At 35.1% G+C, this 14,299-nt stretch carries 15 protein-coding genes; 4 read left to right on the top strand and 11 right to left on the bottom strand.

Annotation, left to right across the window (positions count from 1 at the left end):
- Nucleotides 1-98 precede the first annotated feature (98 nt).
- Both OCL94_RS08930 and OCL94_RS08935 read right to left on the bottom strand, forming a co-directional pair.
- Nucleotides 99-1,328 carry an aminopeptidase gene (locus tag OCL94_RS08930; protein ID WP_262996577.1) on the bottom strand — a complete coding sequence of 410 codons (1,230 nt, stop codon included), beginning with the start codon at nucleotides 1,326-1,328 and terminating at the stop codon, nucleotides 99-101.
- An 86-nt stretch (nucleotides 1,329-1,414) separates the two neighbouring features.
- A complete protein-coding gene (locus tag OCL94_RS08935) occupies nucleotides 1,415-1,900 on the bottom strand; it encodes a hypothetical protein (protein ID WP_262996578.1) in 486 nt (161 codons plus the stop codon).
- Nucleotides 1,901-2,179: 279 nt separating this feature from the next.
- Here OCL94_RS08935 and OCL94_RS08940 point away from each other — a divergent pair, with 279 nt between their 5' ends.
- Nucleotides 2,180-2,728: a thioredoxin family protein gene (locus OCL94_RS08940; RefSeq protein ID WP_262996579.1), complete on the top strand. Its 549-nt coding sequence runs from the start codon at nucleotides 2,180-2,182 to the stop codon at nucleotides 2,726-2,728.
- Nucleotides 2,729-2,766: 38 nt separating this feature from the next.
- On the opposite strand, the gene OCL94_RS08945 is transcribed toward OCL94_RS08940, so the two are convergent.
- Nucleotides 2,767-3,270, bottom strand: a complete 504-nt coding sequence (locus OCL94_RS08945) for a hypothetical protein (protein ID WP_262996580.1) — start codon at nucleotides 3,268-3,270, stop codon at nucleotides 2,767-2,769.
- A 73-nt stretch (nucleotides 3,271-3,343) separates the two neighbouring features.
- On the opposite strand from OCL94_RS08945, the gene OCL94_RS08950 reads away from it, so the two are divergent.
- Nucleotides 3,344-3,772, top strand: coding sequence for a DinB family protein (locus OCL94_RS08950; protein ID WP_262996581.1), 429 nt, complete (start codon nucleotides 3,344-3,346; stop codon nucleotides 3,770-3,772).
- Nucleotides 3,773-3,944: 172 nt separating this feature from the next.
- Here the strand turns inward: OCL94_RS08950 and OCL94_RS08955 are convergent, their stop codons facing one another.
- From OCL94_RS08955 to OCL94_RS08965, 3 genes are all read right to left on the bottom strand, one after another.
- Entirely contained in the window at nucleotides 3,945-5,060 is a 1,116-nt protein-coding gene (locus tag OCL94_RS08955) for an FAD-dependent monooxygenase (RefSeq protein ID WP_262996582.1), read from the bottom strand.
- 161 nt (nucleotides 5,061-5,221) lie between these two features.
- Nucleotides 5,222-7,294, bottom strand: coding sequence for a heavy metal translocating P-type ATPase (locus tag OCL94_RS08960; RefSeq protein WP_262996583.1), 2,073 nt, complete (start codon nucleotides 7,292-7,294; stop codon nucleotides 5,222-5,224).
- A complete protein-coding gene (locus OCL94_RS08965) occupies nucleotides 7,287-7,646 on the bottom strand; it encodes an ArsR/SmtB family transcription factor (protein ID WP_262996584.1) in 360 nt (119 codons plus the stop codon). The genes OCL94_RS08960 and OCL94_RS08965 overlap by 8 nt, the downstream gene beginning before the upstream one ends.
- Before the next feature lie 146 nt (nucleotides 7,647-7,792).
- On the opposite strand from OCL94_RS08965, the gene OCL94_RS08970 reads away from it, so the two are divergent.
- Complete coding sequence (locus tag OCL94_RS08970) at nucleotides 7,793-8,014, top strand: hypothetical protein (protein WP_262996585.1); 222 nt, start codon at nucleotides 7,793-7,795, stop codon at nucleotides 8,012-8,014.
- A gap of 42 nt (nucleotides 8,015-8,056) precedes the next feature.
- Here the strand turns inward: OCL94_RS08970 and OCL94_RS08975 are convergent, their stop codons facing one another.
- Complete coding sequence (locus OCL94_RS08975; RefSeq protein WP_262996586.1) at nucleotides 8,057-8,701, bottom strand: metallophosphoesterase family protein; 645 nt, start codon at nucleotides 8,699-8,701, stop codon at nucleotides 8,057-8,059.
- A gap of 135 nt (nucleotides 8,702-8,836) precedes the next feature.
- A complete protein-coding gene (locus OCL94_RS08980; protein WP_262996587.1) occupies nucleotides 8,837-9,511 on the bottom strand; it encodes a hypothetical protein in 675 nt (224 codons plus the stop codon).
- Between the two features lie 206 nt (nucleotides 9,512-9,717).
- Between OCL94_RS08980 and OCL94_RS08985 the strand changes: the two genes are divergently transcribed.
- Nucleotides 9,718-11,034, top strand: a complete 1,317-nt coding sequence (locus tag OCL94_RS08985; RefSeq protein ID WP_262996588.1) for a TrkH family potassium uptake protein — start codon at nucleotides 9,718-9,720, stop codon at nucleotides 11,032-11,034.
- A gap of 78 nt (nucleotides 11,035-11,112) precedes the next feature.
- Here OCL94_RS08985 and OCL94_RS08990 read toward each other — a convergent pair whose 3' ends face one another.
- The 3 genes from OCL94_RS08990 to OCL94_RS09000 all read right to left on the bottom strand — a co-directional run bounded on the left by OCL94_RS08990 (nucleotide 11,113) and on the right by OCL94_RS09000 (nucleotide 14,000).
- Nucleotides 11,113-12,354, bottom strand: a complete 1,242-nt coding sequence (locus OCL94_RS08990; protein ID WP_262996589.1) for an aminoacyltransferase — start codon at nucleotides 12,352-12,354, stop codon at nucleotides 11,113-11,115.
- A 407-nt stretch (nucleotides 12,355-12,761) separates the two neighbouring features.
- A complete protein-coding gene (locus OCL94_RS08995) occupies nucleotides 12,762-13,442 on the bottom strand; it encodes a hypothetical protein (RefSeq protein WP_262996590.1) in 681 nt (226 codons plus the stop codon).
- Between the two features lie 186 nt (nucleotides 13,443-13,628).
- Entirely contained in the window at nucleotides 13,629-14,000 is a 372-nt protein-coding gene (locus OCL94_RS09000) for a VOC family protein (protein ID WP_262996591.1), read from the bottom strand.
- Between the last annotated feature and the right edge of the window lie 299 nt (nucleotides 14,001-14,299).

Raw genomic sequence — 14,299 nt, forward strand, 5'->3', positions numbered from 1 at the left:
CATTTTTCCGACCACTCATCTTTTATTTTGACGGTAAAATTTAACTGAGTGGTCGGAATATTTCTTTTTCCGACCACTCGCACCTATTTATAACAATCTTATATTACCCAGTTACCGTCTCTAAAGACTGGTTCTACTGTGCCATCTTCTTTAATACCATCTATTGCTAAATCACAACTACCCATCATGAAATCCACATGTATCATCGATTGATTTAAACCTTTGTCGATTAATTCTTCCTTCGTTAATGACTTACCGTCTTTAATTGCATTCGGGAAAGAGCGTCCTAACGCCACGTGACATGATGCATTCTCATCATATAACGTATTGTAATAAAGAATACCTGAATTTGAAATTGGAGAATCATCAGGTACTAATGCGATTTCACCCAAACGGCGTGCACCTTCATCATTATCTAACATATTCTTCAGAACATCATACCCTACACCCGCTTCAAAGTCCGTTACAACACCATCTTTAAACGTTAACTTGAAGTCATCTACAATCGCACCTTGATATGCTAATGGACGAGTATTACCAATCACACCATTTACTCTACGATAATCTGGTGATGTAAACACTTCTTCAGTCGGCATATTGACCTGTATCTCAACACCATCAGCATTGACTGCACTGGCTCCTAGCCAAACATGACCTTTCGTTAATCCTATTTCCACATCGGTAGTCGATGATTTATAATGCAGTCTGTCATAATTTTTCTCAGTTAATACGCGTGCTTTCGCATTAATATTTTCATTGTGCTGTTGCCAAGCCTGAATTGGGTCATCATGATCGACACGAACCGCTTTAATCATCGCTTCTAATAACTTCATCTTCGCTGCTTCACCTTTAAGTTCCGGGAATACTAACTCGCCCCACTTATCATTTGGGAATGCTACAATACACCAAGAGAAGTCATAGCGTCCAACCGCTCTGGAGAAATCTTTATTTGCTTCTCCTAATGCCTTCGCTTGTGCCGCAATTTTTTTTGGATCTGCATCCTTCAATAATTCTGGTGTTTGAGAATATACACGAAGATGTGCTACTTTATGTTTCACATAATCGTTCGTTTCATCTATTTTATATTGCGGTATACTTTCAAATACTTCAACCGGTGCATATTCAAATGTCATTTGCGTCGAAGGCCCATCTGTTAATTTCTGTATTACTTCTTTCGCTCCTTTTTGATAAGCAGCTTTCGTCACAGCACGTACAAAATCAATGGCATCAATATCTGCATTTACAACGACAGTCTGACCTGGTTGCACATTTAAACCCACACTAACGACTGTTTCCGCATACTTCGTAACAATTGCTTCATAGTTCATACTATCTCCTCCTTATGAATAATCATAACTATTATATCGGATACCGAATTAAATGCAAATAAAAAAGAAGACAATATTTATTGTCCTCATTCTTCAAATAATTCAATTCGTGTTACTTTATCACCTTTAAAAATAAACTTCATACCGACATGGTCTTCTTTATCTTTATAGTGAAATTGCGTTTGCTGTTTTGGTAAGATAGATTTCTTGTACGTGTCACCGTACGCATCAATAACTTCTTGTTTCGCACTGCCAATTGTAATATCACGACTCGTGTATACATGATTATCTTTGAATAATACAATCGCAGTAATACGATCATGCTTATTATCTTTACGAATCACTAATCCTTTACTATCTTTCGCATGATAGAACGACTTACCTTCTAATTGAATTTTCGGGTCAATTTCAAAGTCATTACCGATTTCTTTGAACGGTTGATTCACACTAACATCACCAAGGCTCTCTTGACTTAAATCATTGTCAGGTGTTGTACAATATGTATATAACCATAACCCTAAAGCGAAACAAAGTATTAATGATATTACTATTACAATATATTTTTTCATCATTCACACACTTTCATCATTTGTCTTAATTAATATACCATAAAATAACAAGTCTTAAAAATAAAAAAGCGGGTAGTTTTCACTACCCTTAGAGAAGACTTACATGTATGAAAAATTATTAGCTGAGTACAGTTTATCATGACAGTTATCGTAAAACATCCGTATATACCGTAAATTTTCAGAACATTTTTTCAATAATCAATTGAACATCATATCTTTTGTTCGATTATTCTGAAATTGTTATAATGTATTTATATTTTAAAAGACTATTAGGAGGCCATCATGACAACGTTAAACGATTATTTTGACCAAGGCTTATCGCTAGAACAGTACATTAAAGAGATGAAAGTCAACAAAGCAGAAATGCATAAAATTTATGAAACATTTGAACTACCTCATGATCCACGTCTGCAAGTTGTAAAAGATAACAATTTAAAAGTAATCGTCATTACAGAAGATTGGTGTGGCGATGCAATGATGAACTTACCAGTATTAATGAAGATTGCTGAAGCAATTGACATGCCAATTCGAATTGCATTACGTGATAGTACACCAGACCTTATGGACCAATACTTAACAAATGGTGCACGCTCGATTCCTATTTTCATCTTTTTAAATACTTCAGGCGAAGAATATGCAACTTGGGGGCCACGTGCTGAAATCGTACAAGATTTCGTAACAGACGTCCGTAAAGATTTACCCGCTAAAGAAGCATCTGATTTCGAAGCGAAACAAAAGGAAATCCATCATCAAATTCATGAAAAATATAAAAATACACCTGAATTCTGGAATGAAGTGTATGACTCAATCATCGCACAGCTGACAAAATAGTCGGCTGTTTTTTTATAGTGATTATCACTTTATGAACATTAATCATTATCATGCATCACACGATTTAAATGCGATTGGCGCAATCGTTTATGCTTCAATAATGCATTAAACGCTTTCGGTGTTAAATAAGATAAACGAATATGAAAGTAATTAATATATTCTACAATCGCAAAGCCAAATAAAAATAAACTCACACCTATATAATCTTGCTGCTTCATAATCGCATAGATAAATAGCACGCTACAAATAATCAGTAAAAGTAGCGCTACACGCTTGAGCACGACAAATATTCTTTTCTGTTGTGATGTTAATACCATCTTTTCTCCTTTAATGACGCTACCGAGCATCAATTTCCAGAAATAGGCACCAATCATTAATATGAAACAAAGCGTTATTGTTGGTAATGCAATATTCAATAGACGTGCAATTTGTTGATAATCATCATTGAAACATGCATAAAGCCAAATGATAAAGAAAGCAATACTCGACAATCCTTCACCCGAATATAAACTTTTTAATTCTTTAATGAGTGAATTTTGCATCGTTTCTCCTTTCAATGTCTTAAAGTGATTCAATCAGGGTATAAATAAAATATCAAACTGTGAGGTGAATCGAATGAATAATAGTAATCAAATTTACTTAGATGTAAAACAATCAAGAGATGAACTACTCAATCAAATTAAACAACTTAGTACTTCTCAATTAAACTATAATTTCGGCTCAAAGTTCAAAAGTATTAAATACAATTTATTGCAAATCGCATATGCTTATCACGAAGGTTTAACAGCACATCAAGAACAGATTGGAGATTATCAATTATTTAAAGAAAAAGGTCACACTTTAAATATGATTGATGTCCTTAATTATTTTGATAATATCGACTATGCCATTGAACAAAATCCAGTGCATCCGAATGAAGTGATGCCACTTATCTTTAATGAATATGAATATCGCGGCAAGATTAAATTTTTAATGACGTTCTTTGAAGTACTGGATAGTAATTTAGAACAAAGTATTCAAAACTTAAAAGTGACAAAAAAGTAATAACAAGAGGCAGGGACAGAAGTGTTCTGCACAAAGCAACAACCGAACGAAACTCATAAATCGCGCTTTGATTTATAGTTTTCATTCGGTTGTTGTTGTAGTGGCAACTTCTGTTCCGCCGTTTAAGCTATTAATCGTAAGAGGATAAAGCATCATGACTCTTTTTTGATCATTAATAAAGTACCCTTTTACTTAAAAAACGCGTCTGTCGTTCCAGCATCGATGGCGGCATTATTTTGAGTGCATTATTTCTCGCATTAATGAGTAATTTATTCTCCAGTTGTGCTGACTTACCAATTTGACGTGACTTTAATATCACTTTCTTAGCATGTGCCACACTTAAATTATCATATACATGTAATGCTTGATCTAACGGATAACGCTCAAGTTGTTGCGCTAAACAAATGGCATCTTCTATCGCTAATGACGCACCTTGCCCCATATTCGGTGTCGTTGCATGCGCAGCATCCCCAAGTAATACGACACGGCCTTTATAGAAACGCTTCAATGGATTAATATCATATATATCATGATGAATCGGATCGTTTATTGTAGCTGCTAACGTATCCGTCACATCGATTGGGAAGTCTTTAAAGTAATGTTGTAACTTCTTCTTATTGTAGTTACGAAACTCGCTATCACGTTCTCTCGCATTCATACAACAGAACCAGTACACTTGCTGATCGGTTAACGGTACAATACCAAATCTACCATCTTCACCCCAATACTCTATCGCCGTCTTATCGCTTAACCCGACATTCACGCTCGTACCTCTGAAACATGTATAGCCTTGGTAAATTGCCTCACTATGTTTAAACATTTGTCTTCTAATATTCGAATGAACACCATCAGCAGCAATAATCAAATCAAATCGATATTTCGTCCCATCTTGCAAGACTAACGTCGGTTGATCGAAATCTTTAATACGTACGACATCTTTAATTAAATGGATAGGCGCAGTCGTATGATTTAACAATATTTCATGTAACCTTTCACGTTGAATTGTTACATTATCTTCTTCTGAAATAGCTAAATTGAAAGCATTCAGCAATACATCTTTATCCGTTCTAAATTGGCATTCTGTTAATGTATTACCTGAATCTCTTATCGCTTCATCCAATCCGTATGCTTTCAAAGCACGAATCGCATTCCCACCTACACCGAGACCTACACCAAGTTGCTTTAATACGTGCCGCTTTTCAAATACTTCTACTTCGTGTCCCGCCGCTTCAAGTGCAATGGCAGCTGTCAATCCACCGATGCCCGCTCCAATGATACCGATACGCATTCTCTTCACCTCTATTATTTAATAACGATTATGTGCACATCTTTACTTTCAAATAATAAAAAACCCTCACCTATGACTGTTTACTTTACTACATTATAACGTAGCACAAGTGATTTGACAGTTTTAAGGTAAGGGATTCATTTATCCATACAATCTATCAACTATTTACGCATTAAGCGTAAACTATTCAATGTAACAAGCAGTGTTGCACCCATGTCTGCAAATATTGCAATCCATAAAGTCAACCAACCTGGTATGACGAGTAGTATCGCAATTAATTTCAATCCTAATGCGAAGCCAATATTTTGTTTAATTGTATTTAAAGTGCGTTTACTTAGTTGAATGACATCAGGTAAGTCCGTCAAATCATCTTTCATAAACGTAATATCCGCTGTTTCTATCGCAGTATCTGTAGCAGCACCACCCATTGAAAAGCCTACGTCTGCTTGTGCCAATGCAGGTGCATCATTTACACCATCTCCGACCATCGCGATATGACGTGCTTGACGTTGCTGCGCTTTAATTAAATTCAATTTATCCTCAGGTAACAATTCTGAATATACGTGTTGCACACCTAACGTGTGACCGATAGCGTCAGCCACTGATGCGTTATCACCCGTAAGCATAATCGTATTGATATTGGCGTTATTTAATGACTGAATGACTTCTTTCGCTTCAGCTCTGACTGTATCCTGAATAAAGAAGATTGCCTTTACTTTGTCCACTGTTCCGAACAATACTTTCGTAGTACCTGCCCTTTCGATCGAATCAATCATTAACGCATCATGTGTATTTAAATTAAAGAATTTACGCTGACCAATACGATATGTTATACCGCGGTGCACACCTTGCACACCAAGTGCTGTTACTACTTCATAATGCGATAACTCTAATTGTTCTTTAGAATTCAAATTATTGACGATAGCTTTGCTTAACGGGTGTCCGGCATCACTTTCTAACGTATAAATAAGCTTTAAATCATCTTCTGTTAAATCTACTAAGTCAACGCGCTCAATAACGACGGGTTCACCTTTTGTCAACGTACCAGTCTTATCAAAGGCAATCGTATCAAGGCGGCCAGCGTTCTCAAGATGAATACCACCTTTAATTAATATCCCTCTGCGTGCTGCACTACCGATTGCTGTTACAATTGCTACCGGGGTAGAAACGACGAGTGCACAAGGACAACCGACAACGAGTACCGATAAACCTTGGTATAAATAATGTTTAAAGTCTCCACCAAATAATGGCGGAACAACGATGACTAACAACGCGATAGCCATAATAAGCGGTGTATAGTATTGTGCAAACTTATCTACAAATTGTTGCGTCGGTGCTTTCTCGCTTTGTGCTTCTTCAACTAAATGAATCATTTGCGCAAGTTTCGTTTCATGACTACGCTTCGTGACGCGGACTTCAAGTTGTGCCGATTCATTTAACGTTCCTGAATAAACTTCATCATGGACAGATTTCGATACCGGTATGCTTTCACCTGTAATACTCGCTTGATTAACGTTACTATGACCCTGTACTACGATACCGTCAATTGGTACTTTCTTACCCGGTAATATACGTACGATATCACCGACAATTAAATCTTCAACTGACACTTCCTGATATTCTAATCCCGCTTGTTTCAATGCAACTTCCGGCGATAAATCAATTAAACTTTGAATACTATTTCGCGACTGTTCCATCGCGTAACTTTCGAGCGCTTCACTAATCGCAAACAATAAGACGACCATCGCACCTTCCTGTATTTCCCCAATTAGCGTGGCACCAATGATGGCAATCGTCATCAGTACATTCATATCAAAATTCAATTTAATGAGCTGCTTTAGTCCATCCATAAATAAAGCATATCCACCAACAATGATCGTTCCAATAAATAATGCACGTGTATACCAACTTTCTTCACCTAAAGCAAAGCTACAATATACGCCAATCATAAATAGCACGATAGCAATCGCAAATGGAAGATGTGCTTTATTGCGGTAAAATGGTATTTTATGCGCACGTTTAACATGTGCAGGTCTTACTTTAATATGATCAAATTTGCCTGCTTCTTCGAGTTGTTCTACAGTAACGTTTCCTGCGACATTCAACTTTGCAGCACCGAAATTTAAATCGACCGCTTCAACGCCAGGAATCGCCTCAATATTCTTAACGAACTTTGCAGCACAATTTGTGCAACTTAATCCGTCTAAACGATATGTTGCCACCTGTTTAGTCATCTGTCTCACCTCCGTGTGCTAATGCCGTACGAATTAAAGTCTTAATATGTTCATCTTTCAATCGATAGAATGCGTTCTTGCCTTCTTTTCTGAAATCAAGCACTTTCGCCTGGTGTAAATAGCGTAAATGATGACTTGTTGTAGCGACACTGGCATCTAATATATTTGCTAAATCGCAGACACATAATTCATCTTCTAACAATAAACTAAAGCAAATCTTTAATCGATTCTTATCTGCTAACGCTTTATAAATAATGAGCACTGGATTTAAATCAACTAAATCTTGTTGTACTTTGACGCGTTCTACCTTGTCGGCATCATATAAATAAATATCACAAAGTCCTTCAGACATACGTACCACCTCATTCAAATATGTATTTGAATAAAGTATACCACTAAATATTCATTCAAACAATCATTTGAATGATATGTTTATGTAATAATCATAAGGGAATATTAAAGATTGAAGAAATAAATAAAAGGAGCTTTTAATTTTAAATGAGTACTGAAAGTAATTATTTAACAATCGAAATTCAATTAGATAATGGAGAGACCGTCTATCATCAAGAATTCTTTACGACAGATGAAAAGATTGCGTTTAATAACTTTATGAAGAAAGTCGATTTGAACGATACAGGCTTTTTGCCGGTAAATGAGAAAGATGCTGCATGCACCATCAATATTAATAAAATCGTGAAGATTACGCCGAAAGGTGTTTAATCAATAAAAAAAGTGGACTCCTGTTTTACGAAGTCCACTTTTCTACTTATCAATCTTTAATACTTTCTCAACATACGTCTGAACAACTTTACCGCTTTTGTTTATAACGACAGCCGCCATTGCATCATGATTCCCTGCACCCGCATCAATATTTAATGTATGATATTGTTTCATATAAACCGGTTTACCGATTTCTGTTGGCGTATGACCAATCACTTGTAACTTCTTCATCTTCTTCAGCTTACCGCGAAAGCGCAATACACTCCACATACTCTCTTGTTTAAACTTTCTAAAGCCTAAGAAATTCACGCCTGCATGCGATACATATAGTACACTATTCTCATAGTATAAAGGTAAGTCACGCATCCAGAGCACATCCGCTTTATATTTATGTCTTAAATCGTAGTGTTCCAGTGTATTCTTGTAATTTTCTTTTATTTGATGCTTCGGCGTATCATTCAATATATATTCAGCCATTTGATGTTCATGGTTCCCTTTAATACAAATCGTATTCGGATACTCGCTTTGTAATTTACGAACGAGCTGGACAACCTCTTTCGAGTGCTTTCCTTTATTGATATAATCTCCAACAAAGATCAGCTGTTCTTCTTTAGGATTCCAGCATTTCAATAATTTCTTTAAAGTATGATAACAACCATGTATATCTCCAACGATAAAATAATTCATAACATAACATCCTTAACGTTTGAATTCTCTTAGTTGATTATATAGGAGTTCCGATTAAATCTAAAGTTAATTTTATGTTAAGCCATTCTTTCGTTGTGTTATGATACGTTGCTATAACCTATCGTAATTACCCATTTACTTAATGATTTCACTTAATTTCAAGTAGACGTATGACGATTCACCTGATCTGACAAAATTATTATTTATTTTCTTTCCATTGACATACACATCGTAATACGTCCCGACTGTAATGTTCTTCGTAAATACAGCCTTCCCTTTTTCATTTGTCTTAACTGTTTGAACTTTCACTTTCCCGCGGTAAATATCAACCGTTTGACCTTTAACCGCTTCACCATCTTCATTAACGACGTTCACTGTTGCAGGTTGTGTTGGAACATTATATTGATATGCCCCTTTTTTATTGACATAAAATGTAGTCGCAAATTGTGTCCCTTCTGAGCCACGAATTGTATACCCTTGATTTACGCCATTTACGTAAACTGCGAAATTTCGTTCTGCAGGTAATTGAGTGAAAGTTACTTTTCCGAATTTATCCGTTTTCTTAACAGCATACACTTTAGTACCTTTCGTAATATCAACTAATTTCACAACTTGATTTTTCACATATTGATATTGATTGTTGATGACATATGCATTGAATGTCACACCTTTTTTAACGGGTTGTACTTTATGATGTGCAGGGTTTGCTGCTGGCTTAGCGGCTGCATGTGCATTCTCAACCGCATACGGAGCAACTGTTGTCGCGATAAGTGATGAAGTTAATATTACTTTTCCAAATACGTTTTTCATTTTGACCTCTCCTTAAATCGTAATCATTACGATTTAAGTATATCCTTTCATGTATTTTTTTCAAGTACTAAATATTACACTTCTGTATCGGTATGAATATTATATTGAGTGTTTCAAAATGAATTGTAATTTCTTACTGTTTCATGTAATCTATTCTTACTTAGACCGTTTTCAAAATAATCGGCAGATCATAAATGAGGTTAACTATGAAACTACAGATTAAAAATCCATACTTAGTCATTATCAGTTCGTTCTTAGTGTTTCTTGTTATCGGAACACTGTTACTGTATATGCCTTTTTCACAAAAGCAACCGACGTCGTTAGTCGATTGTCTGTTTATTGCGACAAGTGCTTTTACTGTTACTGGACTGGCCACTATTGATATTACACAGCACTTCAATTACATCGGCTATACAGTAATTATGATGCTTGTGCAATGTGGTGGTTTAGGAATAATTACGTTAGCGATGATTGTGTTTATCATGCTTGGTAAGAAAGTAGGCTTTAAAGGTAGATCATTAGCGACAGAAGCATTAAATCAGCAGAATACGGGCGGAATTATCCGACTTGTGTTAATTCTCTTCTTTATCAGCTTAATCTTCGAAAGTATTGGTGCGTGTTTACTAGCGTTGGAATGGGTACCGTTATTAGGCTGGAAGAAAGGAATTTACAATAGTATCTTTACTGCGGTAAGTGCATTTAACAATGCAGGGTTTGCATTACATAGTGATAACTTAGTACAATTTCGTACGAATCCAATCGTTAACTTTATTATTACAAGTTTAATTATTATTGGCGGGATAGGATTTACGGTCATTCTTGATTTGTATAAGACGAAGCACTTTAAGAAGTTGCGCGTGCATACGAAAGTGATGTTAATCGGGACGCTGCTCGTTAATACGATAGCGACATTAACAATATTCCTGCTTGAATACAGCAATAAAGCAACACTTGGAGGTCACTCAACGTTTGACCAGTTTCAAATGGCGTATTTCCAGGCCATTACGACGAGAACAGCTGGATTTAATACCGTCGATATTGGGGCGTTAACAACACCAACGATTATGATTATGATGCTGCTCATGTTTATCGGTGGAGGACCTACATCAACTGCCGGTGGGATTAAACTGACAACAGCGGTCGTCATTCTATTTGGTTCTTTAAGTTTCGTGAAACATAGAGAGCATTTGAGTTTATTTAAGCGAACGATTGATAATCGATTCTTATTTAAAAGTTTGGCCGTCGCAGTGTTGAGTACAGGTTTCTGTTTCACGATAGTATTTGCGCTCGTACTCGCTGAGCCGAAAATGCCATTCTTAGCATTGCTCTTTGAAGTAATATCAGCATTCGGCACAGTTGGACTAACAATGGGCATTACAGCAAAACTCTCAGTTATCGGTAAACTACTCATTGTACTGATGATGATGATTGGTAAAGTCGGTGTCTTAACGATTGTACTGACATTCTCTAAACCACAGAAACAATTGTATAGCTATCCTAAGGAAGATATATTGACAGGGTAAAAGCTATATACTAAATACAAAATACTATACACAAAAAAGTTCCCGGATTTATTTCTTCCGGGAACTTTTTATGATTTACTATTTAGCATTTCTCATTTTGTATAATTTATAGAATAAAGGGCTTAACGGCTTTTCGAAATCTCCAACGTATTCTTCAACAACCGCATTGAAACCTTTCTTAAATTTAAGCACACCATAATCTTCAGCGTCTTCAGTGAAAACACCACTTACGCCATAGAAATTATACGTCTTTAAATTTAATGATTTCGCATATTGAATCATGCGCCACATCATGTGATACGCGCCCATAAATTGATTATATTTTGGATTTGATCCACTTGATAAATAATACAATTCATGTTCATTATGAATATATAACGCACTTGCTAAATCCAGTATCTCACCGTCTGTTTCGCGTAACTGTTCAATCTCTTCAACTTTCTTCTTCAAACGATTAACTGTATTTTCTAGTTCTTTCGTTTTGTTTTTCAGTTTACGATAATCTGGGTTTGCATTTAATTCTTCTACAGATAATTCATGTTGTTTTACAGCAACACCAAGTTCTACATTTAACTTCTCTAAATACTCATTTAAATCAATATACGTTAATATTAAACGACATTGTTTACCGTATGTGCGTTGCATACGTTCGAAATACGCTTTATCTCTAAATGAAAAGCCATGCTTGTCTTCTGCCATCTTGAATAACTTAAAGAAACGATCTGTTTCTTCAATCGATAAATCTTTAATCTTTACACCCATTTCAATCGTCTTGTTAATATTACGACGTGTCTTATATTCCATTTCCTTTAACAGCTGGTCTTCAGACTTACCTTCTAAATGTAGCACTGATAACCATCTTGCTTGAGAATCCATTGAATAACCAACGCTAAATCCTTTATGTTGGTAGCCTAATTGATTCATTTGATCAATAAAGCTGTCGACACGGCGTGATTCAATGATGTCACCGTCGTGATTACGAACGTTATAAATAATATGAGGATCAACTAAAGCAAATAAACCTTTACGCTTTTTCAAGTACTTCGTTAAACCTTCGAAGAATGTTGAAACTAATAATTTATTCGTGTAATCCATTACTGGTCCGCGATGTGAATAGAAATAATTAAAGAATTTGAAAGCAGGTGCGCTGTTTAAAAGACATGCTGCTAATACTTCGTTTCCTTCTTTTACGCCAACTAAGTATACTGGTTCGTTGTGTTCGACTTTGTAATCATAATGAATTCTTGATTGCGTATAATGACTGAAGTGCGCATTAACAAATTGTTCGAATTCTTCCGGGGTTAGTTCACAAAATTGCATTGAATACACCTTTTCTGTTGTTTATTTAATATCAATATTTTTTCCATTATTGTTGTGCACATGAAATAATACCGTATATAGTATAGTCTTGATGCAATAAGAATACAATAATAAGACGTGATATTTTCCATTAATTTTCAATATTTTTACTTAATATTTTGTAAAAACATGTATACATTATTATGATAATAGTGCATGTAATCCGATGCATTGAAGTTACTTCTATTAATCGTTCTCCAAATGTATTTACCAAATATAAATATAATACCATATTTTAATATTATATCAAAAAAAAAAACAGTACGATATTACACTTTAATACCGTACATTTATTGATTTGTAGTAACAAGTGCCGCTAATTGCATAAAAAAGACAGTGCTCGATGCACTGCCTTTAGTAAGTGAATATTATTTGTTGTTATATAAGTAATCGTATTTCTTCGTATTTGGATTACCTGGGTAAGGGTTGGATGGATATACTGATTTCTCCTGACCCGATTCAATTCTGAGAGAACTTTCATATGCTGCATCTGCAGGCCCTTCCATCACGTTGCCTTGTGGAATAATGCCATTCAGCACTGCGCTATTATACGCTGTAATCTTGTCCATTTGTGAATAGTTACCGTAAATAACTGTTTCTAATTGTTGTCTGTTCGTTATATTTTTTATGTTAATATAAGCAGTATTTGCTGTGTTAGATGTATTATTACTCTTTGCTACTGCATTCTGATTGACGTTATTTTGAGGTGTTTGATTTGCCTGTGTGTTATTATGCATATTGTTTGATTGAACATTTGCTGAAGGCATTTCCGTTGTTGGTGGTTGAGGTGTCGCCGCTTCAGTCTTCTGGACTTCTGTTGTAGCGACTTCAGTTGTTGTAACTTCTGTAGTTGGTGCTTCAGTCGTTGGTTTTTCTGTCGTAACTTTCTCTTCAGTAGATTTCTTATCCTTCGACTCAGTTTTCTTTTCTTCTGTTGTGACAGTCTTATCCTTGTCTTTATCCTTCTCGCTTTCACTATTACCTTTGCCACATGCGCTTAACAATACACTTAAGGATAATGCAGCATAACCAATTGCCTTTAATTTCATTTAAAAGCTCCTCCTTTTATTAATTTCAATAATTTTTTAATTTAACTTTTTATTGGCTATTATTCAGTTTCATTATAATATGATGGTGTTCGAATTTAAAATAGTTTATGACTAATTTAGAAGTTACAAATAATTATGCAAATAGCAAAAAAGCAACCCAAGATACATGGGTTGCTCTTGTACATACTATTCACTTACTGCAAAGAAATTCCCTTGTCCATCCTGGAAATTAAATACGCGAACGCCACCCATATCAATGATATCATGGCCTGTTAAATTTAATGCTTTCAGTTTGTCATATAATGCATCAAAGTTTGTTTCTTTGAACATTAAAGATGGTGTTTCAGTGCTTACTTCCGGACTGTATTTCTTGATGAATGCTTTATCGAATAAAGTGATTGATGTCTCAACATTCTCGTTTGGAGCTACTTCAACAGCTTTGTAATTGTCCGGCATTTCTGTTTCCTGAACGATAACGAAATTTAAAGTCTCAGTCCAAAATTTCACGGCACTTTCTAAATCATCTACATAAAGCATTACTTGATTTAATTTATCCATAGGTCATCTCCTGATTGTTAATGTTAGTTGTATAACTTAACTTTTATTTGTTATGCAATTATATTGTAATCGATAAGAATGAGATTTGCTAATAAAGTTAACTTTGGAGTATGGGGAAGGTTAGGTAGGTAATGAATAGTAATCATAGATATTTATTACTAAATAAATATTTATCAACAATGAAGAATCTGTAAGTTTTTTACTTCATTCTATAATCTATAAGATTACAGTCCAAAAAAGCACATTTTTTAGTGTTAAAATTTGTAAAGGTAAGTTAAATTATTTAAACTATACATACA

Origin of the sequence: Macrococcus capreoli (genome assembly GCF_025628935.1) — a bacterium.
Classification (GTDB): Bacteria; Bacillota; Bacilli; order Staphylococcales; family Staphylococcaceae; genus Macrococcoides; species Macrococcoides capreoli.

Coding starts and splice junctions, on each gene's coding strand:
- OCL94_RS08965 (WP_262996584.1), bottom strand. CDS start 7,646: ATGTCTGAAGGACTTTGTGATATTTATTTATATGATGCCGACAAGGTA.
- OCL94_RS08935 (WP_262996578.1), bottom strand. CDS start 1,900: ATGATGAAAAAATATATTGTAATAGTAATATCATTAATACTTTGTTTC.
- OCL94_RS08950 (WP_262996581.1), top strand. CDS start 3,344: ATGAATAATAGTAATCAAATTTACTTAGATGTAAAACAATCAAGAGAT.
- OCL94_RS08975 (WP_262996586.1), bottom strand. CDS start 8,701: ATGAATTATTTTATCGTTGGAGATATACATGGTTGTTATCATACTTTA.
- OCL94_RS08995 (WP_262996590.1), bottom strand. CDS start 13,442: ATGAAATTAAAGGCAATTGGTTATGCTGCATTATCCTTAAGTGTATTG.
- OCL94_RS09000 (WP_262996591.1), bottom strand. CDS start 14,000: ATGGATAAATTAAATCAAGTAATGCTTTATGTAGATGATTTAGAAAGT.
- OCL94_RS08960 (WP_262996583.1), bottom strand. CDS start 7,294: ATGACTAAACAGGTGGCAACATATCGTTTAGACGGATTAAGTTGCACA.
- OCL94_RS08940 (WP_262996579.1), top strand. CDS start 2,180: ATGACAACGTTAAACGATTATTTTGACCAAGGCTTATCGCTAGAACAG.
- OCL94_RS08930 (WP_262996577.1), bottom strand. CDS start 1,328: ATGAACTATGAAGCAATTGTTACGAAGTATGCGGAAACAGTCGTTAGT.
- OCL94_RS08945 (WP_262996580.1), bottom strand. CDS start 3,270: ATGCAAAATTCACTCATTAAAGAATTAAAAAGTTTATATTCGGGTGAA.
- OCL94_RS08970 (WP_262996585.1), top strand. CDS start 7,793: ATGAGTACTGAAAGTAATTATTTAACAATCGAAATTCAATTAGATAAT.
- OCL94_RS08955 (WP_262996582.1), bottom strand. CDS start 5,060: ATGCGTATCGGTATCATTGGAGCGGGCATCGGTGGATTGACAGCTGCC.
- OCL94_RS08990 (WP_262996589.1), bottom strand. CDS start 12,354: ATGCAATTTTGTGAACTAACCCCGGAAGAATTCGAACAATTTGTTAAT.
- OCL94_RS08985 (WP_262996588.1), top strand. CDS start 9,718: ATGAAACTACAGATTAAAAATCCATACTTAGTCATTATCAGTTCGTTC.
- OCL94_RS08980 (WP_262996587.1), bottom strand. CDS start 9,511: ATGAAAAACGTATTTGGAAAAGTAATATTAACTTCATCACTTATCGCG.